A 25,063-nucleotide genomic window follows, 5' to 3' on the forward strand; every position below is an offset into this window, starting at 1 on the left:
TTAGCAAGGTCGCCTAGAGGCGAAATGCAGCACCATGCACTGCTTGCTCAGAGGAAGCAGGGTTTCAATATTGCCGGACGATGGCGCCGACCGCATTGACGAGAATGCGCGCGGCGGTTAGCGCCGACAGGCCGTCTATGTCGGCGGGAGGATAGAGCTCGACAAGGTCGAATCCCGCAATCCTCGCCCGCCTGCCGAGGCCAGCGATCAGATCGATCACCTCAGTGTAGGTGAGGCCGCCGGGAGTACGCGCCGCCACGCCCGGCATGATGCTGGGATCGATGCTGTCGCAATCGAGGGTGACGACGACCTGGGCTCCTTCCGGAATATGCTGGAGGGCAGCTTCGACGCCCTCAGCGTGAACCTCACGAGCGGTCACGAAGCGGCTGCCATAGTGCTGAGCCGCCTCGACGTCGGTGGCGCGCGCGCTGCCGACACTACGAAGACCGACTTGCACCATGCCGGCGACATGCGGCATCTCGCTCGCCCGACGCATCGGACTTGAATAGCCGTAGCGCTCGCCATGCACGTCATCGCGCCAGTCGATATGGGCGTCGATCTGCAGGACCCAGACCGGCCCTTGATCCGCAAAGCCGGCGAGGAAGGGAAAGGTCACGGAACAGTCGCCACCGAGCAGGATCGGGATAGCCGGCAACTCCAGCACCTCGCGCGTCTTCGCCTCGATCCGGGCCCGGTTGCCGGCATTATCGTGCATGGTGGTCTGAATGTCGCCGGCGTCGATGCATGAGACCGGCCCACCGTCGAACAGCGGCCCTCCGAGATCGAAATCCCAGTGCTCGACGAGCGGGGCATCGTCCTGGCTCGCAGCGCGGATCGCATGAGCGGCCAGGGCGTAGCCGCTGCTGTCCTTGCCGGGATAGGTGCTGCCGTGAGCGGCTGCGAAGATCACCACACGGGGCAAACGCCCATCGGCAAGGTGACAGGGTAGGCCGAGAAAGAAAGGTGAAGCGGTCATTCCAGATGGTCCTGATGATGTCCGGCGGAATTTTCGTGGTGATGGCTTGCGGTCGGGGCAAAATTTGATGCTGACCTGTTTAGTCCCTTTGGACGTTTTTGAGAACTTTTTGGAAAAACTTAAGTACGACGCTCCCCGCCTCCTGCAGAATTCATCCTCATTGAGGTTGAGGTTTACCCGGACCTTCAACCATACGGTCTGACGAGGACATCTGCATGGCTGCCGAAAGCGTCACATCACCGCGCGTGGATCGGATCCCCTGGGCCGCAATGGCGGGGATCATCGCGACCGTCACGGTGTTCGCCGTGGCACAGGGGCTGACCTATCCGCTGCTGAGTTTCATCCTGGAGCGGCAGGAAACAACATCGGGCCTGATCGGCTTGTCGGCGGCGATGACGCCGCTGGGTTTCATTATATCAGCGTCGTTCATTCCGGCGCTTTCGCGGCGTGTCGGCGGAGGGCGGCTTGCGATCCTGTGTTCGATCCTGGCCGCTCTCACCCTGTTTGCAATTGCATGGATGCAGGACGTATGGGCCTGGATGCTGCTGCGCTTCCTGCTCGGCTTCTTCGCCAATCCGCTTTACGTGATCAGCGAGACCTGGCTGATCACGCTCACGCCGGCGCCACGCCGGGGCCGTATCATGGGCCTCTATTCATCGATCGTTTCGGGTGGCTTTGCCATCGGCCCACTGTCGCTCGGCCTTACCGGCGCCGAGGGTTGGCCGCCCTTCATGATCGGTATTGCGGCCTTCCTTTTCTGCGGCCTGATCGTGCTTGCGGTCGCCCCTCGTCTGCCCGGCATGCCTGATGAAGGCGAGGCAACATCGGTCGGCGGTTTCTTCCCACTGGCGCCGCTGCTGTTGTTTGCGGTTTTCACGGCTGCCGCCTTCGAGCAGATCCTGCTTTCCCTGTTCGCGGTCTATGGCGCAGCGCTCGGCAGCGCCGAAGAGCGCATCGCGTCGCTCATCACCTGCTTCATCGCGGGCAATGCCGTGCTGCAGATTTTGCTCGGGCGCATCGCCGAACGGTTCGGCTCGACGCGGACGATGTCATTCTGCGTCCTGGGTTGTCTCACCGGCTGCCTGCTGCTGCCGCCGGTCTTCACCACCTGGCTGATCTGGCCACTGGTTTTCGCCTGGGGCGGAGTCTCGTTCGGGATCTACACCCTGTCGCTGATCCAACTCGGCGAGCGGTTCACCGGCCAAGCTCTGATCGCCGGTAACGCGGCCTTCGCCTTGGTATGGGGTATCGGCGGCATCGTCGGCTCGCCGGCAACAGGACTGGCGATGCAACTGATCGGACATCAGGGCCTGCCATTATCCCTTGGCCTGCTCAGCTGTGTGCTGGTGGTGCTGCTGATGGCGAGGAGATGGCGAGGCTGATCGAGGCACTTGTTCGTGCCGCCCTGCCCCCGGCTTCATATGCCGGCCCCTTCCGCAGAACAATTGCGATTTAATCCATAACATGTTATATAACATCCCATACAAATGGAGATCGGCATGGTCGAGGATGTGGTCCGAACGCTTGGGTTTCTGTGCATGGGCAGCCGGCTGCGGCGCATCGGTGAGAGGTTGCAGGCCGATACGCAGCAGGTCATCGACGAGGCCGGTCTCAGCATCCAAGCGGGCCAGTATCCGTTCCTTGCGGCGATCGACCGGGCCGGGCCGCTGACGATCGGCGAGCTTGCGCGGGCGGTGGGCATTACCCAGCCCGGCGCAACCCGAACCATCGGCCAGCTTCTCGAACTCGGTTACGTCGACATGCAGCCGGCACCGGATGATCAGCGTCGCAGATTGGTCTCGCTGACCGACAAGGGACAGGATCTCATCGATCATTCAAAGAAGGTGATCTGGCCGCGCATCGCCGCCGCCGTTGCCGATCTCTGCGGCGATCTCGACGGACCGATCCTCGAACAGCTGGCCGCTATCGAGGACGGGCTTGCGGTGGCATCGCTTGCGCGCCGCAACGCCGCCAAGGAGGAACGATAATGCCTCATATCCTCGACCGGCCGATCTGGACCGCGCTGGAGACCGCGCATACCGATCTTGCCGAAGGCGGCAAGTCCGCGCGGCGCTACCCACCTTCCATCGTTCCCTTCGCGGCGTCCGCCGACGATACGCCGGAGAGCCTCGACGCATTGGAGGACCTTCCTTTACCTGAGGAGAGCATGATCCTCGTCGAATCAGGTCCGATCGCCATTCCACCGGGTCTTGCCGTCGTCACAGAAGCATCGCTGGTCCAGATGGTAGCCGAGCGGCCCCATGAGAGGCTTTCGGATTCCCGCATCCAGCCGCTCACCGAGGCCGATGCCGCCGACATGCTTGATTTGGCGACACTGACCAAACCCGGGCCGTTCACGTTGCGAGCCCAGAGCCTCGGCAGCTTCTGGGGGATCAGAAGCGAGGGCCGCCTGGTGGCGATGGCCGGGCAGCGGATGCGGCAGACTGGCTTCATCGAGCTCAGCGGGCTTTGCACCCATCCCGATTTCCAGGGATGCGGCCTCGGCACCCTGCTCTTCCGTTTCGTCGCCAGCGAAATCGCATCCAGCGGCGACACGGCCTATCTGCATGCCTATGCGGCGAACACATCCGCCATTTCGCTTTACAAGACACACGGCTTCGCGCTTCGCTCCGAGATGAACATGCGTGTGGTCAAACGCCGGTCCTGAGCGGTGCTCACCACCTATCGTACAGCCACCGGCAGCACTTCGAATTTCCAGAATTTTTCCGGGCTGAAAAAGGCCGCGGCAAACGCGCGGATATCCCCGGCGGTGACCTTGCCGTAGCCGCTGAGACTATCGCGTATCCGGTCCAAACGACGCGAGTCCGTCTGGGCGTGGTGCAGATATGCGATCCAATATTCGTTGCTCTGCTGCTGATGCTTCAATGTCTCGATGATGGGTTTCCGGGCACGCGCGAGTTCGTCTTCGGAAATGTCATGCGACCGCAGATCATTGGCGGTCTCGTCGACAAGTGCATAGAAGCGCGCAACCTTTGCCGGGTCGGTCTCGACGTAGAAATATGCGTAGCCGTAGCCGGGAACTTCTCTTGAAAGTTCAACATCGCCCTGCATGGCATAGCTTGCTCCTTCCGCAATGCGAAACTGGTCGATCAATCTGTTTTGGAAAATCTGGGTGGCAATATTGGCGGTGAAGGATCGCGGCAGATCGGAGAGCAAATCGCCGATGGAAGCCCCTACGGCGGCGGCGGCATTATCTGCCCTGCCGCTATGGGTCTGTAAAACGGGTTTCTCGGTCGTTGCCGGAAAATGCACGTCGTCCCGAGCGTTGCTCGACCCCGTCTCCGGGCGCGGCGGCAAAGCGCCAAAGGTTTCAGCCGTCAGCTGGATTGCGTCGTCCACCGTCACGTCGCCAACGATGGTGATGTCGATGGGACCATTGGAAACCATAGGCCGGAAGAGCGCCTCGAATTCGTCTGGCTTGGCGGCGGACAACTGCGCGCGGTCGGGGAAGGTCCAGCGTGGGTCGCCGGAATGCACGAGACCTGCGAAATCGCGGCTGAAAACGCCGCTAGGCGACGCGTCATACTGATCGAGGCCGCTCAAATAGGCCTGCTGCACACGCTTGAACGCCTCGGGGCGATAGGCGGGATCGGAGGTATATGCGCTCATCAGCTGCAGCTGCGTCGCAAGATCTTCAGTCCGTGTACGACCGTCGAACCTAAAGGAACTGTCGCCGACCGAGAAGTCGACGCCGACAATGTTGGCCGTCAGCGCTTTCTGTATATCCTGGTAATCCATGGCCTTTACGCCAGACAGCACGACGGCCGGAGATGCCCAGATCGCGGCGGAACGGTCGTGCGGCAGGTCCAGCCGACCGCGGCCGATATCTTCGCGCACCAGCACTTCGTTGGCACGCAGCCTGGTTGGCTTGACGGTAAGCCGTGCGCCGTTGGAAAAGCGCACCATGGTCAAGCCGAGATCTTCAACCGCACGGCGTTCGACCACAGCGCCCGGTTCGCCGAAATGGGTGTAGGGCCAGGCGACGTCAGTTGCACCGGATGGTGCCGAGACGGCAATGGCATTTGAAGCGTCATAGACTTGCCGAACCGTTTCGGCCCCGCCCTTAGGTGATTGGTCGGTCTGTAGCACGACCTGCGGACCGTTGCCGGAGAAAGCAGGCTGCAAGGCCCGATTGACCTCGTCCGCCGTGACGCCGCTCGTCATGGTCTCGAACATTGAGAGGTCTTCGGCGGGCGAGGTGAAGACTTGATCGTCATCGACGCTGCGAGCCAACATGGAAGCAATGTCGGTGGTCATCCGCGTCGCGGCTCCGGCCGCAGCAGCCTGCAGGGCCGAGCGATATTCGCGGATTTCGCGATCGATCTCCGCCTGCGCAACGCCGAACTCCTGGATTCGGCGCTGTTCCTGGTCAATGGCCGTGAGCGCCGCCTGCCATTTGTCCGGCTCCGAATTCGCCGCGATCAGGACGATATGGGCGGAATCGAGGAGATCCTGGGAGCCGACGTCCGCACTGATGAAAGGGGCATCCGCCTTGCTGGCCACGGCGCTCACCCGACGTTTGAGCACCAGAAAACCGAGATCCTCAATAAGCCCAGCGCGGCGCTTGGCGAAGGTGTCAGGCGCGGCGTCATAGGGACGCGTCCAGGCGATCTGTATGCTGGTCATGCCGCCGGGAACGACGATGACCTCGGCGCTTTCGCCCTTCGTCACCAGCGCGCCAAGATCCGCTTTTGTCGGCGCCGGACCCACGGCCTTCCAGTCGCCGAAGCGCTGCCGGATTTCGACTTCCATGGCAGCGGGGTCGATATCGCCCACCACTATCAGCGTTGCCCGGTCAGGTCGGTAATTGGTCCGGTAATAATCACGGACGAGGTCCACGGGCGCATTGCTGATGATGTCGGCTTTACCGATCGGCGCGCGTATGGTCGCGCGCTGGCCGGCGAGCAGCGAATTCATGATTCCGAGTGACGCGCGATACTGCGGCGTGTCGCGCAGCCGCTCCTCCGACAGAATGACGCCGCGTTCGCGATCAAAAGCGCTGGCATCGAGGGTCAGCTCGCTCGCCGTTTCTCGCATCAGCATCAGGCCCGTCGAAATCGTGTCTGCATCGACCTCGGGCAGATCGAGCGCATAGACGGTCTCGTCATAAGAGGTATGGGCGTTGGTGTCCGGTCCAAAGGCCAAGCCCTTGCGCTGCAAGATACGGATCATCTCCCCTTCGGCGACATGTGTCGAACCCTTGAAGGCCATGTGCTAGAGAACATGCGCCAGGCCCTGCTGGTCGTCGTTTTCGTCGAGCGAACCGGAGCCAATGCGAAAGCGGATAGCTGCCTGTCCGGGCGGCGTGGCATTGCGCGTGATCGCAAACCGCATACCGTTGGCGAGCGTGCCGAAATGCACATCGGACTCGGCTTGGATGTCGCTTTGCGTTTGTGGCCAGGGCACGGACGGGGTGTCCGCATAGGCTGGCAACGCGAAGTTTGCAACGAGCGAGGCCGTCGCAAAAAACCACCACGCCGTGGAGCATTCCATTTTTTTGTGAGACATTCTTGTCCAAGTGATGAGAATGAAGAGGGTAGATGGCGTCAACCTTACTATTCCACAGGTTGCATTCCCCAGCAACTTCCATGTGTGTGAACAAATGAAATGAATAAGAAGTAGATAACTCTGCTTAGAACAGGATGATTTTAGGCCCGGTCGGCCTAAAATCTGAATCCTGTTCTCAATTAAAGAGTTAGAGCATGATGTCGTCCGAAAACCGCTCACACTTTTCGGCATCATGCTCTGAGTGTCAGACCAATGTCATCGAACCCGCCTAAAGGATTGCGCTTCGATGCTGTCACCAGGAGGCGCTTTCGATGGCGACGTTGGAGCAGGTCGCATTCCGGGCAGGATGCTCGCTGGCGACCGCAAGGCCTTCTGGCCTTCCGGACCGTTGAAGGCGACCTTGCTTTCGTCGTCGCTCAGCATCTTGCCGCCGGCGCCGAAGAGCAGTGCCGAAAACATCCAGTCGTCGCCCTGCCAGCGGAAATCGATGCCGTCGACACCGTTGCCGAGCGCCTTGATCTTGCCGCCGAGCGCGATGACCTCGTCCCAGGTCTTCGGCGGATTTTCAGGATCGCCGCCGGCCGCCTTCACGAGATCGGCGTTGTAATACATGATCGGGTTGGAGGTGGCGAAAGCGAGGCCCACCTGCTTGCCCTTGACCTGGGCGAGCTTGAGGATCGTGTCGGAAAAGCCCTGCTCGGCCATGTTGCCATCCTTCTGGACGAGCGGGCCGAGATCGACGGCGACGTCGCGCTCATCGAGCATGCGCAGGCGGTTGAGGCCGATGAAGGTGATATCAGGCATTTCGCTGGTGCCGACCTGGCGAAGGATCGTCTGGATGCCTTCTTCATAGGTGGCCGACGGGCTGGCGAACTGGATCTTGATGTCGGGATTTTCTTCCATGAACTTCTTCGAGATCGTGTCCATCACGTCCTTGAAGAAGCCCGGCATCGGGTAGTGAACCGTCAACGTCGTCTCGGCGTGCGCGGGAAGCGCGATTGCCATCGAGACGGCCGCTGCGGCGAGAAGCTGGGTGATATGTTTCATCGCTCGTTCTCCTGGGTTGAAACCGGTCAGCCTTTGAGACCGGTCATGGTGATGCCCTCGACGAAGCGCTTCTGCGCAAGCAGGAAGGCGATGACGAGGGGAAGGGTAATGATGAGGGTCGCCGCCATCAGCGCGCCGTAATCGTCGCCGGCCTCGGCGGCGCGGAAATACATCAGACCAAGCGGCGGTGTGGCATAGTCCTGCTTGCTGATGACGATCAGCGGCCAGTAGAGATCGTTCCAATGGGCGACGACCGAGAAGATGGCGAAGGCGGTAACCGCCGGCCAGGCATTCGGCAGGATGACGCGGGCGACGATGCCGAGTTCCGACATGCCGTCGAGACGCGCGGCATGGATCAGATCATCCGGCATGGCGCGGAAGAACTGCAGGAACATGAAGATCGCGAAAACCGAAATGGTGAAGGGCGCGACAAGGGCGGCATAGCTGTTGAGCAGCGCGGCGCGGTCGAAGGCAACATAGAGCGGCAGCGCGGTCGCATGGATCGGCACCAGAAGGCCGAGCATGACCAGCACCATCATGGCGCGGGCGGCGGCGAAGCGCAGCTTTGCCATGGCGTAGGCACAAGGGATCGCCACCAGCACCTGGAAGAAGAAGATCAGCCCGCAGACGACGACGCCGTTCCACAACAGCTGCGCCATCGGCACCCGGCTCAAGGCCTTGGCGAAATTCTCGGCATAGGTGAAGTGCGCCGGGATCAGCGACAGCGACGAGGTGAAGATGTCGCTCTGGGCCTTGCCTACCGTCGAGATCATGAAGACGTAGGGCGACAGAAAGATGATCGCGCCGAGCGAAAGCAGGGTCAGGCGGATCATCCTGCCGAGGGAAAAAGCGCTCGTCATCATGTGTAATGCATCCGGCGATCGAGAATGCGGTACTGCAGGAACATCAGCACCACCAGGATCAGCAGAAAGACCACCGTCATCGCCGAGGCATAACCGACGCGCAGATAGACGAAGCCTTCCTGGTAGATCGTGAAGAGCAGCACTTCCGACGCCTTGTTCGGACCGCCCTCGGTCAGCGTCTTCACGGTCTCGAAGACCTTGACTGAATTGGTGATGCTGATGGTGACGACGAAGAGCGTCGTCGGCCCGAGCATCGGCCAGGTCACCAGCAGAAAACGGTCGAGGGAGGATCTGGCGCCGTCCACCTCGGCGGCCGCATAGAGCTCGCGCGGGATCGCCGTCAGCCCGGCCAGGAACAGCACCATGTTGAAGCCGGCCGATTGCCAGACGCCGATGATCGACAGGCTGTAAAGCACCGTGCCGGAGCTGCCGAGCCAGTTCGGGCCGGGAATCCCGACGAGGGCGAGCAGTGCGTTGAGCGGCCCGATTGTGGGGTGGAACATGTATTGCCAGACGGTCGCCATGGCGACGATCAGCGAGGCGACCGGGAGGAAATAGGCAGTGCGGAAGAAGCTGCGCGCCTTCGTCTCGCTCTCGATCAGCATGGCGATGCCAAGGCCGAGAAGGATCGAAATTGGTGCGACGATCGCCGTATAGACCGTCGTATTCCACAGCGACTTGCGAAACGTGCGGTCGGTGATCAAGTGCGCGTAATTCTCGAAGCCGACGAAACGAAACTTGCCGTAGCCGAGTTCGAAATCGGTAAAGCCGAGCACGATGACTGATACAACCGGCAAAAGAACGAAGAGAGACAGCAGGATCATCGCCGGCATCACCAGCATCCAGGCGATACGGGCCTCGCTGCGCCGATGCGCAACGGCGGCATCGTACCCCACGGCCATGGAAACGATGCTAGCCATGCGCCCTCTCCCGTTGAGAGTCGCCCGCAATCAGCCCGGCATCGCCTGTTGCAACGCTGCCGGCCAGCCGGCTGCCGTCCTCGGCAAAGATCAGCGTGCGACCGGGCGAAAGCCGCAGCCCGACCGGATCGCCGGCCGCGAGGCCCGAGGCTTCGGAGGGCTGAACCTTGGCGACGATAGTCTCGCCGATCGCGTCGAGCCGGCAATGGAGAATGACCTCGGAGCCCAGGAATTCGACGCGTTCAATCCGGGCGGCAAGGCCGTCATGCCGGCTCTTGGAGAGAAAAACGAATTCCGGGCGAATAGCGAGCGTGACCGGCGTCTTCCCGTCGGCTGCGTTTTCAAGCATCAGGCGCAGGCCGCCGCAGAGAATGACGCCGCCTTCGGCAAAGGCCGGCAGCAGATTGATGCGCGGCTGGCCGATGAAGCGAGCGACCTCGATATGGGCGGGATCATCGTAGATGACCTCAGGGCTGGCGATCTGCAGCAGCTTTCCGCCCATCATCACGGCGACACGATCGGCCATCGACAGCGCTTCCGCCTGATCATGGGTCACATAGAGTGTCGGCACGCCGGCGCGGCGATGCAGATCGACGATCTCGCCGCGGGCGTGGACGCGCAGGTTGGCGTCTAGGTTGGAGAGCGGCTCGTCCATCAGGAAGATGCTCGGCTGGCGCACCATGGCACGGGCCAGCGCCACGCGCTGACGCTGGCCGCCCGACATCTGACCGGGCTTGCGGTCAAGCAGGTGGTCGATCTTCAGCGACGTCGCCATATCCCTAACGTCGCGGGCGATCGCCCTGCGGGTGGCGCGCTGGCCCGGTATCAGCGACCCGATGAAGGGCAGCCGCTGCATTCTCGACAGCCGGCGCATCGCCAAGGGCACGGCGATATTTTCAGAGGCCGTCAGATGCGGATAAAGCGCGTAGGACTGAAAGACCATGGCGATGTTGCGGTCGGCGGCCGCAACGCCGGACATATCTCGTCCGCCGATCAGGATCTCGCCCCGGTCGGCGTGATCGAGGCCGGCAAGGACGCGCAACAGCGTGCTCTTGCCGCAGCCGGAAGGGCCGACCAGCGCGATGAATTCGCCTGCGGCGACATCCAGGCTGACGCCATTGAGGATCTGGTTGCCGCCGAAAGCCTTGCTGATGCCGCGAAGCGAGAGCGCGCTCATTCGGCGGGTTCCCGCTGCTTGAGCGCCTGGGGATAGACCTCGTGCACGACATGGTCGAGCACATGCGCAGTCATGCCGGGAACGGCGATGATCGTGCTTTCGACAGCAGTATCGAACTCGTGGACGACCGCGCCGATCAGGCGTTCACCCGGCATCTCGCGCTCCATCTTGTCGATAATGAAGGCGGCCGACGGACCCCATGTCAGCTGGGTATTGTCAAAGCGCCCCTGCCAGGCCCAGTGGAGATGGCCGCTTGCAAACAGCGCCACGTCATGGGCAGCGATCAGATCGTAGAGCCGCCGGCGCTCAGACGGGCGAACACTCCAATATCCGGTATCGCCTTCATCTGGCGCGTCTACGAATAGCGGCTTGTGCGCAAAAAGCGCAACGCGTCGCCCTGCCCTGTCGGAAAGCGCCTGAGCTAGCCATTCGAACTGGGCGTCCTCCTCGTCATCCTCATGACCGAGAAGCAGCGAATTCAACCCGATGAAGCGCCAGCCGGCCGCATCCTCCAGCCAGCGGTCGTCGCCGGCAAGGCTGCGCCAGCGGGACAGCCGCTCGGCATTGACGGGCTGATCCGATCCCTTGAGGTGGCCGACATCGTGATTGCCGGGGACGATCAGCATCGGGATCGACACCTGGCGCATCAGATCCATCGAAAAGGTGATGTCGTCGTCCTTATCGGCGCCGTCGACGGTGAGATCGCCGGTATGGACGATCAGGTCGGCGCCGGTCGCTTCGATCCAGCTCAGAAGCGGTGCCCAGTTGCCGTTGAAATGCGGCTTGCCGGGACTGAAATGGGTGTCGGTGATCTGAATGATTTTCATGGGCGCGTCTCCGAGACCTCGGCAGCGCGTCACCCGCGCTCCCTTCTCCTGCCCTCTCTAGAAGGCTCCCATGTCAATCACACAGCTGAGGTTTTCAGCTGTTTCTCAGTTTTGACATCAATCTGTCATGCAGACCAAGGCAGCGCGTGGAAACCGGAGCAGCCTTGGCCGGTGTTTGGAATTAAGAACATGCGGGCGCCTGCAACATTGCGTTGCAATCAGTGCCGTGGCGCGTTTGCGGGAATGGACGATACCGTTGCCGATACAGGGTCGCTTGCAGGAAAGCTGTCCTCGAGGCCTTCGTCGAGTTCCTCTTCCAGCGTTTGCCTGTCGCCGGCCGAACGCGCGCTCGGCTGGCCGATCAAGCCCTTGCTGCCTTCGTCGAAATTGCCGTTGCTCAAGGCATCGTAACGGTTGATGCTGCCGTCGGCTCCGCCGCCGGCAAAGGCGGTCAGCTGAACCATCATGACCTTGGCGTGCTCGACCGCCGTCGTATCGTCGAGCTCGCCATGGGAGTTGTCGAATTTGACGGAAATCGATTCTCCTCCCTCGCCCAAGAATTCCACGGTGAAGATGTCGCCGGCTTGTGTCACCCGAGTATCGATCAGCTGCATGGAAACCTCCTGTGTTCATGCACCTCAACGGCCATCCAGGTCCGGAGTTCCATTTCAATGCAAGCGGCCGGCCCTCGCGACGATTGACCGGCTCGGGAACAAATAATGCGGATGCGAGCTCGTTCGAGGTTCAACAGGTCGCGTCCATGTCGATGTCACTACTGTCGCCTGCTGAAAAACGCTCGTTCTGCGATATTCCGGCAGATCGGAAACGCACAATGATATCGAGCTATTCGGAGGCGTTGCGCAAACTCGCCAGATCGGCCGAAGTGATCGGACGGGCCGACATGCTGCCAGCGCTGATTGAGATGGCGGACGGATTGGAGAGCATGCGAGACAAAGGCCGGCGCCGAAGTGCTGGCGCACACAGTGCGGCTGGTCCGCACGACCGAGGGAATGCTGGCGTCGATGTCCTCGTCGTCAAACGTCCATTGAACGTTCCTGAGAACGATCGCGGCTGTCCGGCTAGGCCGATGGCGATCTCCTTTGCCGAAGACCGGCATTTATGGTTAATTTATTAATAATTGCGGGATTATGAATGGAACCAGACAACCTTTCCAACTGTTGATGCTGCGCCGTGGAGGAACCCCGATGATCCTGAAAATCCTTGCACCCAAGATCGACGCCGATTGCCATGACACCGGCACCTATCCCGATGGGATCTTTGCCGAAAACCGGATCGATCTTTCCGCTCGCCGCGACGGCCGCAGTCGCTCGCCGCATGAGCGCGACTACGGCAATGACAGGAAAGTGGAAAACCTGCCGCTCGGCTTTGCCTGACCATACCGGACGTCGGAAGCGTCATAGCCTACGAAAGACCAGAACGCCCGATGCCGGCAGCACGGCATTCAGCACTCCGGCCGTGGCTCTGATTCTCCCGCCGCCATTGCCGACGTTCCAACCGCCATATGTGCGAGCATCGCTATTGAAGATCTCCTCCCAGAGGTCGTCCTCCAGCCGTTCGCTGTGCAACCGATAGCCGTGTTCGAAGGGAGCGTCGTTCAGCGACCCCACGACAAGGAAATCCTCGCCGTCATTCCATCGATGAAACGCGATCACTCGATTTTCATCATGAACCAGGGGAATGGAGATGTTGCGGGAGCGAATGGCATCCTGGCGGATGCTGAGCGCGATCAGATCGCGATAACAGCTGAGCATCCCTGCCCCACTGCCATCAGCTTCGCCGAGAATATTCTCCCGGTTCTCGAGGAAATCATTGTAGCGATAGGGCTTCTGGGCTCCGATTTCCTCGCCCATGAAAAACATCGGCGTCCCCGGCGATAGCAGCGTCATCGCAGCCGCGAAACGGGATCTCGCCTCTGCCCACGCCCTGGTCTCGCCGACAACAGGCGCGAAATTGACGGCGATAACAGCGGTCCGTGCCGATCCTTCACGATTGCCGCAATCGTCATGCGACTGGTTGTAGACCACCTTGGATCGCGCGCTCGTCTGCAATGCGCCGGCAAGAGACGACATGGTCAGCGCCCGCTTGTCCCCGAAACCGGCATTCTTCAACAGCTGCGCCTGTGCGCCGCCGTGGTATTCGACGAGGTTGTGATGAAAATCACCGTACCAGGTCGCATCGAAGCCGAGCCCGTTGCCGGTCAGGCTTGGCTCCGTCATCGCCGACCAGTCCGAATAATCCTCGGCCGTCAGGAAAAGCTGCGGCTTGATCAGCCGCATCGTGCGGGTCCACTGCTTCAGAAACTTGGCCCCGAAGGCAGCGGCGCGATCGGCGCGCCGGCCATCGGCATGCAGCACCGGATATTGATGGATCGAACTTGTCTGATCGAGCCGGAAACCATCGATATGGCAGACGGAGACGAGAAATGCCGCGCTCGAAATGAAAAGCTGGCGCACGGCCTCCTCGTCGAAGCGGGGCGCCCATCCCGTGGAGATGTTGTCGATATAGCCGCCTGTCGGGTCGGCGTAATCGCGGGGGCGTCCCTCGTACCAATAATAGACATTGCGGGTGTGATCGTTGGAATCATAGGCCCATTGCGCCCGCTCGCCATCCGGATCGAAGTGGTTGTAACAGACATCGAGGATGACGGCGATGCCGCGCTGGTGGCAGACCTTGACGAACATCTTCAGCCGGTCGGTACCGCCAGCCCCCTGATCGGCGGCAAAGAAATGCGACGTGCCGTAACCCCAGTTGGCCCGCGTCTCGAATTCCGCAATCGGCAGCAGTTCCACAGCGTTGACGCCGAGCTCGGTAAGATGCTCGACGAAGGCAATGGCATCATCAAGCGTGCCGGGCGCGGCCTTACCGAAACCGAGGGCACCGACATGCAGTTCATAGATCACCAGATCCTCGAGCCGATCCGGAAGCTTTCGACCGCCGGCGAATTCGTCGGCCCAGAACGCCTCGGCGGCAAGCTCCTCCCCCGACGGCAGCACCACCCGCTTCGGGTCGCAGACCACCGAACAGCTTTGCGGTCCGTCCAATGCCGCCGGCGATCCGTGATAGATCGCTCCATCGGGATCGAAGTCTCCCGCGCCGATCTGCATGAGGGACCAGATATCGGTGCGGTAGGCGAGCGATCCGTCATCCCTGGTGACGCGGTACATATAGGGCGTGCCGACCATGCGGTCGAAATCGGAAAGTCCGTGGTCCTCGCCGGTTTCAACGCTCCAGAATCCGTCAACGGTCCTTCGCATCCTGATGGTTGCGACCGCTCCGGTCCCGTCATCGGCGATGTAACCGACGGCGGGATCGGCAAGCACGAGCGAAACGGCCCTGGCGTTCGGCGCCCAGACCGAAAAACGAATGCCGTCTCCACCGTCGCGCCTTTCAACCCGGTTCGCCCCCAGACGGCCGATCCATGTCAGATAATAGGTCTGCGGCGCCAAGTCCTGCTGGAGATCGAAGGAGCGTTCGCGAAGCGCCGAGGCCTCGTCCTCCAATTCGGCGGCGATCGCCCAAAGGCTTGAAACGCCGGGTCGATCGAGTTCGATCCCCCAGCGAAAATGCGTGCCGATCGCGTCATCGGGAAAGGGAACCCTGATGACAAAGACATCATAGCCATCCTCGTCACGAGAGCGCTGCATAGGAACAGACGTCCACTCGTTCGAGGGGCGGCCTTGCTCGTCCCAACTGCCGCGAAGGCGGACATTGTCGAACGCCATCGAGGGCAGGCCGCTGCGAAACCGGAATTGAACATTGACGGTCATCGGATCCTCCAAAACCATGTCGGATTTCGCCAGACTCTGACTATGGGCCGTCCCACTCGGGCATGATCAGCCGGCCGAACGAAAAAATGCAAGCGCAGATTACATAATAAATACAATCCGAATTGAGCCACATTCGCAACAATATATCATGGATAACGAGTCATCGCCGCACGATCCTCCTCGTGTATTAAATCGAATTGGCACCAATAAATGGGGATTCATTTCCATTGCCACTTCCCTCGTAAACCGGGAGAAAAGCTTATGGTTCAAGCCGTTAGAATAAACGATATTATTCGTTCCTTTGGAATTGACACGCATATCGACTACACCGACGGAAAATATTCCAACGTCGTAGAAGTGGTTAAGGCTCTCGACTATCTTGGCCTTGATACAGTTCGCGATCACGCCCCCAACTCCGCCTCCGATCCTAACGGCCAAATGCATCTCGGCGATGCCGCCGAAGCCGGCGTACAATTCGTCTTCAGCGCCCAGCGGGAAGTCGACCCCGCCACCGTGGCCCAGCGGCTGCATGATTTCGTGCAGGCCCATCCTGGATCGGTCGTCGGCATCGAAGGACCGAACGAAGTCAACAACTGGCCGGTCAGCTATCACGGCCTGAGCGGCCAGGCCGCAGCGGTCGCCTATCAGAAGGACCTGTCTGCCGCGGTCAACGCCGATCCCTTGCTGAAGAATATCCCCGTTCTCGGCTTTACCGGATATACGGTCGCGTCGGCCTCCGACTACACGACGATCCACACCTATGCGAAGGATGGCGACCAGCCATATTCATGGCTTTCCCGAGAATCCGGCGTTCAGCGCGCTGCCGATCCGGGCAAGCCACTGGCGATCACCGAGACCGGTTACCACACCTCGCTCACCGCCGATACCAATGGCGGCTGGGAAGGCGTCAGTGAAGCGACGCAGGCAAAACTCCTGCTCAATACGCTGATGGACGGCGCCGCACTCGGATCGAAACAGACATTCATCTACGAGCTGCTGGACGCCTATTCCGATCCGCAGGGCGCCAATCAGGAAAAGCATTTCGGCCTTTTTCATCTCGACTATTCCGCCAAGCCGGCCGCGACGGCGATCCACAATCTGACCGAAATCCTTGCGGACGACGGCGCCGCGAAGGCGAGCTTCAGCCCGGGGACCCTCAATTATTCGATCGACGGTCTGCCGTCCTCGGCCGGCAGCCTGCTGACGGAAAAATCGGACGGAAGCTACCAGATCGCCATCTGGAATGAGCCCGATATCTGGAACCAGTCCACTGATACCGCCATTCAGGCTGCGGACACGGCCGTCAAAGTCAATCTCGGCGCCTCGTTCGGCTCCGTGAAGGTCTTCGACCCGCTGACCGGAACGACGGCGATCAAAAGCCTCAGCAACGTCTCATCGCTGACGCTCGATGTCGTCGACCATCCCGTTATCGTCGAGGTAGCAGGCACCGGCGCCAGCACACCGCCGCCGGCCACCGACCATCTTTACGGCGGCACCGGCAACGACACCTTCACCGTGACCAATGCGAATCAAATCGTCGACGAAAGCCGGGGCGGCGGAACGGATACCGTCATGTCGTCGATCAGCTTCAGCCTCAAGGATACGGCGCATACGATCGGAAATGTCGAGAATCTGACGTTGACCGGCACCGCCAATCTGAACGGCACCGGAAATGGCCTGGTGAATGTTCTCGTCGGCAATTCCGGCAACAATATCCTCGATGGAAGCACCGGCGCCGACCACATGGCGGGGCGCGCCGGCAACGATACATATGTGGTCGACAATGCCGGCGATTTTGCCGATGAGACAGGCGGATCCGGCAAGGATACCGTCAAGGCTTCGACTTCCTTCAGCCTGGCCGATCTGAAGCGCACGGCCGGGACGATCGAGAACCTTGCCTTGACCGGGACGGCCAATCTCAGCGCGACGGGCAACAACACGTCCAACGTGCTGACAGGCAACGACGGCAGCAACAGTCTCAATGGCGGCAAGGGCGCCGACCAGATGAGCGGCGGGCTCGGCAACGACAAGCTGATCGGTAAAGCCGGCGCAGACATTCTGACCGGCGGCGGAGGGGCCGATTCCTTCGTTTTCGACGTTAAGCCCGACAATGTGAGCGTCGACAAGATCCGGGATTTCTCCTCGGCGGCCGGCGACAAGCTGCTGCTCGACCATTCGATTTTCGCCGCACTGAGCCTATCCGGATTTTCGGATGAGAATTTCGTTGTCGGAACGAAAGCGCTCGAAGCAGACGATAGACTGATCTACGACCAGGCCAGCGGCATTCTATCCTTTGATGCGGATGGAAGTGCCGCGGGTGCGGCAATCCATGTCGCCGATCTCGACAATTCTCCGGCGCTTCACTTCAAGGATTTCGTGCTGATCTGACCCTGGCAGGCCCGTCGCTATTCGACGGCGGGCTGCCGCACCAGGTGCGTTTCTAAAGCGCGTCGCGATCTTTCAGATTCGCTCCTTGCGCTTTAACTCTTTGTTTTTACGCATGTCGTTGCCGCAAAACCGCTGCACACTTTTGCGCGACATGCTTTAGCCTCCTCTTGCCGGCATGAAAATCCCGGCCACATTCTCCGTTGACGCCACCCGTGCCGCAACGGAGAAGCCTTTGCCCTGGATCGCCTATATCGCCCATTTCATCGCCGCGGCATTTTTGACCAACGGCGTCCCACATTTCGTCAACGGCGTCAGCGGCAGGCCGTTCCGCATCCCTTTCGCGCCGCGGGCGAAGCTCGGCTCGCCGACGGCGAATGTCGTCTGGGGCTGGGCGAACTTCCTCATCGCCTTCCTGTTGTTTGCCAATGTCGGGCCGCTCTATATCGGCACGCCGGGCGATACGATCTTCGTAGTAGTCGGCATGCTCGTCACTGGCATGCTGCTCGCCCGGATTTTCGAGAGCGACGCCGTTTAGCGCATTTCTTGATACGCATTCCGGACGCAAAGCCGCTGCGCACTTTTTGCTACACTGCCAAAAGTAACTTGCATGATGATAGTCACTGCTATAGTTACATCGATCATGCAACGAACCAGCTTCAGCGATTTCAAATGCCCGGCGGCGCGCGCGCTCGACAGCGTCGGCGACTGGTGGAGCATGCTGATCCTGCGCGACGCCTTCCAGGGGCTTTCACGCTTCGACGAATTCCAGAAAAGCCTCGGCGTGGCGCCGAACATCCTGACGCGGCGCCTCAAACACCTGACGGAAAAGGGACTGTTCGAACGGCGGCTCTACCAGCAACGCCCTGCCCGCTACGAATATCTGCTGACGGACAAGGGCCGTGATTTCTTTCCTGTTCTGATGACGCTGTTTTCCTGGGGAAACCGGCACATCCCGGAAGAGGATCTCGCCTTTCTCTTGGGCGATGCCGCTTCCGGCAGGGAGCGCGAGACGATGCTGGTCGATGCGCAGACTGGCGAACAGGTGACACCCGAGAACACCAGCCTGCTTGCAGGCCCCGCCGCCGATGACGAAGTGCATGAGCGGATCGCCCGCATGCGCGCCTGGTATCTCGGCATCGACGCATAGAAAGGAAAGCGAAATGGACCGTATCGTTGTCACCGGCATGGGACTGGTCTCGCCACTCGGCACCGGCGTCGATCCGGCCTGGAAGCGCCTTCTCGACGGCGGTTCGGGGCTGAGGGTGCTGGCGGAGGATATCGTCGGCGAGCTCTCGGCCAAGGTCGGCGGCATCGTTCCCGGTATCGCAGAAGATGCTGAGGCCGGCTTCGATCCCGATCGTTACATCCCGCCGAAAGACCAGAAGAAGATGGACCGTTTCATCCACTTCGCCATGGCGGCGACGGAGGAAGCAGTAAAACAGGCCGGCTGGATGCCGACCGACGAAGCCGAGCGCCAGCGCACGGCAACGATAATCGCGTCGGGGGTTGGCGGCTTTCCGGCGATCGCCGAAGCGGTGCGGATCGGCGAAACGCGCGGCGTGCGGCGGCTGTCGCCCTTCACCGTGCCCGCCTTCCTCGTCAACCTCGCCGCCGGCCAGGTCAGCATCCGCTACGGCTTCAAGGGGCCGCTCGGGGCCCCGGTGACGGCGTGTGCGGCCAGCGTCCAGGCAATCGGCGACGCGGCGCGGCTGATCCGCTCCGGCGAAGCGGATGTGGCGATCTGCGGCGGTGCCGAGGCCTGCATCGACAAGGTGAGCCTCGGCGGCTTTGCCGCTGCACGTGCCCTTTCCACCGGCTTCAACGAGACGCCGGAGCTGGCGTCACGGCCCTTCGACACGGCCCGCGACGGTTTCGTCATGGGCGAAGGCGCCGGCATCCTGGTCATTGAGACGCTCGAGCACGCGCTTGCCCGCGGCGCCACACCACTCGCCGAGCTCGTCGGCTACGGCACGGCGGCAGACGCCTACCACATGACCTCAGGACCTGAAGATGGCGACGGCGCCCGCCGGGCGATTGACGCGGCACTGCGGCAGGCAAAGATCCCCGCCTCCGAGGTCAAGCATCTCAACGCGCATGCGACCTCGACGCCGGTCGGTGACAGAGGCGAGATCGCGGCGATCGGCACAATCTTCGGCCGCAATGGCGGCATTGCCGTCAGTGCGACCAAATCGGCGACGGGGCATCTGCTCGGTGCCGCCGGCGGGCTGGAGGCGATCTTCACCATCCTTGCGCTGCGCGACCAGATCGCGCCGCCGACCCGCAACCTGGATCAGGCCGATCCAGCCGCCGACGGCATCGATATCGTCGGCAAGACGGCGCGGCCGCTGGCAATGGACTATGCGATCACCAACGGTTTCGGCTTCGGCGGGGTGAATGCCAGCGCCCTCTTCCGGCGCTGGTCGTAAAGTCCGCTTTTCTTGCGCCAGAAATCGCCTACACTTCTGCCTGTCGGGGGATCGTTTCCCTGACAGAGCCGGAGATCAATCCATGCGCGCCTTCTTCGCAGTTCTCATCCTGTGTGCCGCATCCGCCCTCTCCTCCGTATCGGCCCGCGCCGAAGATCCGATCGACACGACGCGGACTATGATCGAGGAACAGATCAAGGCCTTCCTCAAGGACGATGCCGAGACCGCCTATTCCTTCGCCGCGCCCGGCATCAGGGCGATGTATCCCGATAAGAACCTGTTTTTCGCCATGGTGAAGAAGAGCTACGAGCCGGTCTATCACCCAGGCAATTATGCCTTCGGGCGCTGCCGCTCGATCGACAACGGCGCGCTGATCTATCACGAGGTGCTGATTTCGGGCCGCGACGGCAAGGACTGGACGGCGATCTACCAGATCACCCGCCAGCCGGACGGCAGCTACAGGATCAATGGCGTGCAGATCATGTCGGACGCGGACAGCAAGGGCATCTAACGCGCTGTCTCCTCTCTTCGACGGGACCCAATTGATTACACGGCCTCGTTGCGCTAACGATTTAGAAATCCTCCTGGAGTAACAAACTACCAACGGAGGGTTGTTATATTGAACGCTGGCAAACAATTTTTCACAGCTCTTGAGGCGTTGCGAGGAATTGCGGCCGTCGTGGTCATGTTCCTTCATACCGGTGGCACGCTGGGTCCGATGCCGGCGAATATCGGTTACCTTGCCGTTGACCTCTTCTTTCTATTGAGCGGCGTCGTTCTTGCAAATTCATATGAGAGGCAACTGACGACGGGACAGATTTCGCCCGCCGGATTTCTGCTGCAGCGTATCATTCGGCTTTATCCTCTTTATCTTCTTTCGCTTCCGATTGGCCTTTTCAACTATGCACTTCAAAACGGGTTGGACTACTTCACCCTGGCAGGCCTTCTGCTGAAGGCGATCCTGTTCGTTCCAAGCACAAATCTTGAAAGTCTCTTTCCTTTCAATGGGCCTAGCTGGTCGCTCTTCTTCGAGCTCTGGGCGGGGATGTTGTTCTCCGTCCTTCTGACACGACTGTCACTCAGCAGCTTGCTCGCCATCGCCCTGGGGACTGCGGGCATCACCATGTGCGGGGCATTGGTCGGAGGCAACCTCGACATCGGCCACCAGCCTGGCTACTTCATATTTGGCTTTTCAAGGGTGCTGTTCTCGTTCTCGCTCGGGATCTGCCTCTACAGGCTCTATGATATCCAGAACCCGACTACGGCCAATAACGGCAACATTGTCGGCCTTTGTCTGTGTGGATGTCTGATCTTCATCACAGGCATATCGGCCAGCACGTTCTTCGGTTTCCCGTATTTTGATTTCTCAATATGCCTCGTGGTCTTTCCGGCCATTGTCTGGCTCGCGATGCGCACAAGGCAGACCGGTTTGGTCGAGCTGCTATTCCGTTGGCTGGGGAGGCTTTCCTATCCGATTTATATTCTACACGGGCCAATCTTCAGCCTGCTGCAGTCACTGCGGCAAAAGGGCTTTGACCTTCCGGCCTCTCCGGCATCAGGTATGGTCGTCGTGATAGCGATTTTCATTGCGGCTGGGATCGTTGCCATTCGCTTCGACGAGCCAGCGCGCAAAAAGCTCAAGACGATGGTTGCACCAAACCCGGCGTCTGCGGTCCCCTCGGCAAGCAACGCGGGAGCGGAGTAGCTTACACCGGTTCGAGATCACCCCTCGCCCATTCCTCCTGTGTTTCCGCCATGAAATCGGCGAAGCGGCCTTCGGCGATCGCCTTGCGGATGCCCTGCATCAGTTCCTGGTAATAAGCGAGATTGTGCCAGGAGAGCAGCATGCCGCCGAGCGCCTCGTTGGAGCGGACGAGATGGTGCAGATAGGCACGCGAATAATCGCGCGAGGCCGGGCAGTTCGACTGTTCGTCGAGCGGGCGCATATCTTCGGCATGGCGGGCATTGCGGATATTGACCTTGCCGCGGCGGGTAAAAGCCAGACCGTGACGGCCTGAACGGGTCGGCATGACGCAGTCGAACATGTCGATGCCGCGGGCGACCGATTTCAGGATATCGTCCGGCGTGCCGACACCCATGAGGTAACGTGGCTTTTCCAGAGGAAGTACCGGCAGTGTCGTTTCCAGCATCTCCAGCATGACGTCCTGCGGTTCGCCGACCGCCAGGCCGCCGATCGCATAACCCTTGAGGTCAAGCTGGCTCAACGCCTCGGCCGAGCGGATGCGCAGCGCCGGGATATCGCCGCCCTGGACGATGCCGAACATCGCTTTGCCGGGCTGCTCGCCGAAGGCGACCCTGCAGCGCTCGGCCCAGCGCAACGACATTTCCATGGCGCGCTCGATCTCCTTCGGCTCGGCCGGCAGCGCCACGCATTCATCGAGCTGCATCTGGATGTCGGAGCCGAGCAGCCCCTGGATTTCGATGGAGCGCTCCGGCGACATATGGTGCAGGCTGCCATCGACATGCGACTTGAAGGTGACGCCCTGCTCGTCGAGCTTGCGCAGGCCGGATAGCGACATCACCTGGAAACCGCCCGAGTCCGTCAGGATCGGATGCTCCCAGCGAATGAGCTTATGCAGACCGCCGAGACGGGCGACGCGCTCGGCCGTCGGGCGCAGCATCAGGTGATAGGTATTGCCGAGGATGATATCGGCGCCGGTCTCGCGCACCTGGTCGAGATACATGGCCTTAACCGTGCCGACGGTGCCGACCGGCATGAAGGCCGGCGTGCGGATCTCGCCGCGCGGCATGGAGATCTGGCCGAGGCGTGCGCCGGCATCGGTCTTGTCAAGCGTGAATTGGAAGGTGTTGGTCATCTAGGCTTTCCGGAAGAGAAGGCTGGCATCGCCATAGGAATAGAAGCGGTAGCCCGCCTGAATGGCGTGGTCATAGGCGGCACGCATCGTATCGAGGCCCGAAAAGGCCGAGACCAGCATGAAGAGCGTCGAACGCGGCAGGTGGAAATTGGTCATCAGCATATCGACCGCCTTGAAGCGGTAACCAGGCGTGATGAAGATGCCGGTAGCGCCGGCCCAGGGCATAATCTCTCCGCTTTCCTCGGCGGCACTCTCGATGAGCCGCAATGAGGTCGTGCCGACACAGACGATGCGCCCGCCTCTTTCCCGCACGGCATTCAACTGGGCCGCAATCTCGGCGCTTACATAACCGCTTTCGAGATGCATCTTGTGATCGGCGGTATCGTCGGCCTTGACGGGCAGGAAGGTGCCGGCGCCGACGTGCAACGTGACGAAATGGCGTTCGATGCCGGCGCTATCGAGCGCATCGAACAGCCTGGGCGTGAAATGCAGGCCGGCTGTCGGCGCGGCGACGGCGCCTTCCTCACGGGCATAGATCGTCTGGTAGTCCTCGCGGTCGCGCTCGTCCTCGGGGCGCTTGGCGGCGATATAGGGCGGCAGCGGAATATGGCCGACGGCGGCGATCGCCTCGTCGAGCGCAGGTCCTGAGAGATCGAACAGCAGCGTCACCTCGCCGGCCTCGCCCTTTTCCTCGACGGTGGCATCGAGCGAACCGAGGAAACAGCTTTCGCCGGAATGGCCGAAGGAGATGCGATCGCCCTGTTTGATACGCTTGCCCGGCTTGGCGAACGCCTTCCAGCGGCTGGCGCCCACGCGCATGTGCAGCGTTGCGGAAACCTGCTGGCCGCCGGCGCCGTCGCGATGGCGGATGCCCTCGAGTTGGGCGGGAATGACCTTGGTATCGTTAAAAACCAACGCGTCGCCGGCCCGCAGGAACGACATGAGATCGCCGACGCGATGATCAGACAGGCGGCTTTCCGCATTCGGATCGACGACGAGCAGGCGCGCGCCGTCGCGCGGTTCAGCGGGCCTCAACGCGATGCGTTCATCGGGCAGGTCGAAATCGAAAAGGTCTACGCGCATCAGGGCACTTTCAGGCAAAGCGAAACCCGCCCCCGCGCAGCAATGCGCAAGGGCGGGTTTCAGCAGAAATCACAATCAGACGTCGGCGGCAACCCGCATGGAGACGATCGAGTCCGGATCGGAAACCGGCTCGCCGCGCTTGATCTTGTCGACATTGTCCATGCCTTCGATGACCTGACCCCAGACCGAATACTGCTTGTTCAGCCAGGGCGCGTCGGTGAAGCAGATGAAGAACTGCGAATTGGCCGAGTTCGGGTTCTGCGAACGGGCCATCGAGCAGGTGCCGCGCGTATGCGTGGTCGCCGAGAATTCAGCCTTCAGGTCCGGCTTCGAAGAGCCGCCCATGCCGGCGCGGCCGGGATTGAAGGTTTCCGAGCCCTTTTTGCCGAATTCGACATCTCCCGTCTGGGCCATGAAATCCTGGATGACGCGGTGGAAGACGACGCCGTCATAGGCCTTCTCGCGGGCGAGTTCCTTGATGCGGGCGACATGTTCCGGGGCGACCTGTGGCAAAAGCTGAATGACAACCTTGCCCTTGGTGGTTTCCAGAATGACGGTGTTTTCGGGATCCTTGATCTCGGCCATTTGCCTTCTCCTCTTGTTTCTCTCGTAACTTACTTCTTGCCCAGGGTGACCTTGATCATCCGGTCTGGGCTTTTGACTTCGCCGTTCTGGCCTTCGCCCTTCTTGATCTTGTCGACGTTTTCCATGCCGGAGACGACCTTGCCGACGACGGTGTACTGGCCGTTCAGGAAGGAACCGTCGGCGAACATGATGAAGAACTGCGAATTGGCGGAATTCGGATCCTGCGAGCGGGCCATGCCGACCGTGCCGCGCACGAACGGGGTCTTGGAGAATTCGGCCGGGATATCGGGCATATCCGAGGAGCCGGTGCCGGCGAGGCTCGCATCGAAGCCCTTTTCCATATTGCCGTATTTGACGTCGCCTGTCTGAGCCATGAAGCCGTCGATGACGCGGTGGAAGGCGACGTTGTCATATTCGCCCTTCTTAGCCAGCGCCTCGATCTGGGCGACATGCTTCGGCGCCACCTCAGGCATGAGCTGGATGACGACAGGGCCGTTCTTCAGCTGGATGGTGAGATAGTGATCGGCCGACTGGGCAAAAGCATCCCCCGCGAAGGAGGCGAGATACAACACGCCGGCAAATGCGAGATAAAAGAGTTTCATGTGAGCTCCATTGCG

The 25,063-nt window shown here is 61.0% G+C and carries 21 protein-coding genes and 3 pseudogenes; 11 read left to right on the forward strand and 13 right to left on the reverse strand.

Annotation, left to right across the window (positions count from 1 at the left end; genetic code table 11):
* Positions 1 to 64 precede the first annotated feature (64 nt).
* Positions 65 to 976, reverse strand: coding sequence for an agmatinase (locus ACS4RR_RS14485; protein ID WP_456188946.1), 912 nt, complete (start codon positions 974 to 976; stop codon positions 65 to 67).
* A gap of 215 nt (positions 977 to 1,191) precedes the next feature.
* On the opposite strand from ACS4RR_RS14485, the gene ACS4RR_RS14490 reads away from it, so the two are divergent.
* From ACS4RR_RS14490 to ACS4RR_RS14500, 3 genes are all read left to right on the forward strand, one after another.
* Entirely contained in the window at positions 1,192 to 2,358 is a 1,167-nt protein-coding gene (locus ACS4RR_RS14490; RefSeq protein WP_456188947.1) for an MFS transporter, read from the forward strand.
* A gap of 117 nt (positions 2,359 to 2,475) precedes the next feature.
* A complete protein-coding gene (locus tag ACS4RR_RS14495) occupies positions 2,476 to 2,964 on the forward strand; it encodes a MarR family winged helix-turn-helix transcriptional regulator (protein WP_456188948.1) in 489 nt (162 codons plus the stop codon).
* Positions 2,964 to 3,644: a GNAT family N-acetyltransferase gene (locus ACS4RR_RS14500; RefSeq protein ID WP_456188949.1), complete on the forward strand. Its 681-nt coding sequence runs from the start codon at positions 2,964 to 2,966 to the stop codon at positions 3,642 to 3,644. The genes ACS4RR_RS14495 and ACS4RR_RS14500 overlap by 1 nt, the downstream gene beginning before the upstream one ends.
* A 14-nt stretch (positions 3,645 to 3,658) precedes the next feature.
* Here ACS4RR_RS14500 and ACS4RR_RS14505 read toward each other — a convergent pair.
* From ACS4RR_RS14505 to ACS4RR_RS14535, 7 genes and pseudogenes are all read right to left on the reverse strand, one after another.
* A pseudogene (locus ACS4RR_RS14505) lies at positions 3,659 to 6,505 on the reverse strand (M16 family metallopeptidase).
* A 363-nt stretch (positions 6,506 to 6,868) separates the two neighbouring features.
* A pseudogene (locus ACS4RR_RS14510) lies at positions 6,869 to 7,552 on the reverse strand (extracellular solute-binding protein); the annotation flags it as partial.
* A gap of 26 nt (positions 7,553 to 7,578) precedes the next feature.
* Positions 7,579 to 8,415, reverse strand: coding sequence for a carbohydrate ABC transporter permease (locus ACS4RR_RS14515; protein WP_456188950.1), 837 nt, complete (start codon positions 8,413 to 8,415; stop codon positions 7,579 to 7,581).
* Positions 8,412 to 9,335 (reverse strand): carbohydrate ABC transporter permease, encoded by a 924-nt coding sequence (locus tag ACS4RR_RS14520; protein ID WP_222383961.1) that lies wholly within the window; start codon positions 9,333 to 9,335, stop codon positions 8,412 to 8,414. The genes ACS4RR_RS14515 and ACS4RR_RS14520 overlap by 4 nt, the downstream gene beginning before the upstream one ends.
* On the reverse strand, positions 9,328 to 10,512 hold the full coding sequence (locus ACS4RR_RS14525) for an ABC transporter ATP-binding protein (RefSeq protein WP_017964299.1): 1,185 nt from the start codon (positions 10,510 to 10,512) through the stop codon (positions 9,328 to 9,330). The genes ACS4RR_RS14520 and ACS4RR_RS14525 overlap by 8 nt, the downstream gene beginning before the upstream one ends.
* The gene (locus ACS4RR_RS14530; protein WP_456188951.1) at positions 10,509 to 11,339 is read right to left on the reverse strand and encodes a metallophosphoesterase family protein; all 831 of its coding nucleotides are present in this window, start codon (positions 11,337 to 11,339) and stop codon (positions 10,509 to 10,511) included. The genes ACS4RR_RS14525 and ACS4RR_RS14530 overlap by 4 nt, the downstream gene beginning before the upstream one ends.
* Before the next feature lie 218 nt (positions 11,340 to 11,557).
* On the reverse strand, positions 11,558 to 11,953 hold the full coding sequence (locus ACS4RR_RS14535; protein WP_260110830.1) for a hypothetical protein: 396 nt from the start codon (positions 11,951 to 11,953) through the stop codon (positions 11,558 to 11,560).
* Between the two features lie 146 nt (positions 11,954 to 12,099).
* Between ACS4RR_RS14535 and ACS4RR_RS14540 the strand changes: the two are divergent.
* Positions 12,100 to 12,388: pseudogene (locus ACS4RR_RS14540) on the forward strand (hypothetical protein).
* Positions 12,389 to 12,544: 156 nt separating this feature from the next.
* Positions 12,545 to 12,733 carry a hypothetical protein gene (locus ACS4RR_RS14545; RefSeq protein WP_026154148.1) on the forward strand — a complete coding sequence of 63 codons (189 nt, stop codon included), beginning with the start codon at positions 12,545 to 12,547 and terminating at the stop codon, positions 12,731 to 12,733.
* A 21-nt stretch (positions 12,734 to 12,754) separates the two neighbouring features.
* On the opposite strand, the gene ACS4RR_RS14550 is transcribed toward ACS4RR_RS14545, so the two are convergent.
* Positions 12,755 to 15,127, reverse strand: a complete 2,373-nt coding sequence (locus tag ACS4RR_RS14550) for an alpha-amylase family glycosyl hydrolase (protein WP_456188952.1) — start codon at positions 15,125 to 15,127, stop codon at positions 12,755 to 12,757.
* Between the two features lie 261 nt (positions 15,128 to 15,388).
* Here ACS4RR_RS14550 and ACS4RR_RS14555 point away from each other — a divergent pair, with 261 nt between their 5' ends.
* The 6 genes from ACS4RR_RS14555 (at position 15,389) to ACS4RR_RS14580 (ending at position 21,646) form a co-directional block, all read left to right on the forward strand.
* The gene (locus ACS4RR_RS14555; RefSeq protein WP_407766416.1) at positions 15,389 to 17,515 is read left to right on the forward strand and encodes a calcium-binding protein; all 2,127 of its coding nucleotides are present in this window, start codon (positions 15,389 to 15,391) and stop codon (positions 17,513 to 17,515) included.
* 232 nt (positions 17,516 to 17,747) lie between these two features.
* Positions 17,748 to 18,050: a hypothetical protein gene (locus ACS4RR_RS14560; RefSeq protein WP_456188953.1), complete on the forward strand. Its 303-nt coding sequence runs from the start codon at positions 17,748 to 17,750 to the stop codon at positions 18,048 to 18,050.
* A 105-nt stretch (positions 18,051 to 18,155) separates the two neighbouring features.
* The gene (locus ACS4RR_RS14565; RefSeq protein WP_407768272.1) at positions 18,156 to 18,662 is read left to right on the forward strand and encodes a winged helix-turn-helix transcriptional regulator; all 507 of its coding nucleotides are present in this window, start codon (positions 18,156 to 18,158) and stop codon (positions 18,660 to 18,662) included.
* 13 nt (positions 18,663 to 18,675) lie between these two features.
* Positions 18,676 to 19,941 carry a beta-ketoacyl-ACP synthase II gene (gene fabF / locus ACS4RR_RS14570; protein WP_017964292.1) on the forward strand — a complete coding sequence of 422 codons (1,266 nt, stop codon included), beginning with the start codon at positions 18,676 to 18,678 and terminating at the stop codon, positions 19,939 to 19,941.
* A gap of 82 nt (positions 19,942 to 20,023) precedes the next feature.
* Positions 20,024 to 20,452 (forward strand): DUF4864 domain-containing protein, encoded by a 429-nt coding sequence (locus tag ACS4RR_RS14575; RefSeq protein ID WP_222383956.1) that lies wholly within the window; start codon positions 20,024 to 20,026, stop codon positions 20,450 to 20,452.
* Between the two features lie 108 nt (positions 20,453 to 20,560).
* Entirely contained in the window at positions 20,561 to 21,646 is a 1,086-nt protein-coding gene (locus tag ACS4RR_RS14580) for an acyltransferase family protein (RefSeq protein WP_222383955.1), read from the forward strand.
* 1 nt (position 21,647) lies between these two features.
* Here ACS4RR_RS14580 and tgt read toward each other — a convergent pair whose 3' ends face one another.
* The 4 genes from tgt to ACS4RR_RS14600 form a co-directional block, all read right to left on the reverse strand.
* A complete protein-coding gene (gene tgt, locus ACS4RR_RS14585) occupies positions 21,648 to 22,778 on the reverse strand; it encodes a tRNA guanosine(34) transglycosylase Tgt (protein ID WP_222335200.1) in 1,131 nt (376 codons plus the stop codon).
* The gene (gene queA, locus ACS4RR_RS14590; RefSeq protein ID WP_017964288.1) at positions 22,779 to 23,861 is read right to left on the reverse strand and encodes a tRNA preQ1(34) S-adenosylmethionine ribosyltransferase-isomerase QueA; all 1,083 of its coding nucleotides are present in this window, start codon (positions 23,859 to 23,861) and stop codon (positions 22,779 to 22,781) included.
* Positions 23,862 to 23,936: 75 nt separating this feature from the next.
* On the reverse strand, positions 23,937 to 24,446 hold the full coding sequence (locus ACS4RR_RS14595) for a peptidylprolyl isomerase (protein WP_003559389.1): 510 nt from the start codon (positions 24,444 to 24,446) through the stop codon (positions 23,937 to 23,939).
* Positions 24,447 to 24,475: 29 nt separating this feature from the next.
* Positions 24,476 to 25,048 carry a peptidylprolyl isomerase gene (locus ACS4RR_RS14600; RefSeq protein ID WP_017964287.1) on the reverse strand — a complete coding sequence of 191 codons (573 nt, stop codon included), beginning with the start codon at positions 25,046 to 25,048 and terminating at the stop codon, positions 24,476 to 24,478.
* Positions 25,049 to 25,063 lie beyond the last annotated feature (15 nt).

The organism is Rhizobium zaerense, from assembly GCF_051810725.1.
In the GTDB taxonomy this organism is placed as follows: Bacteria; Pseudomonadota; Alphaproteobacteria; order Rhizobiales; family Rhizobiaceae; genus Rhizobium; species Rhizobium leguminosarum_I.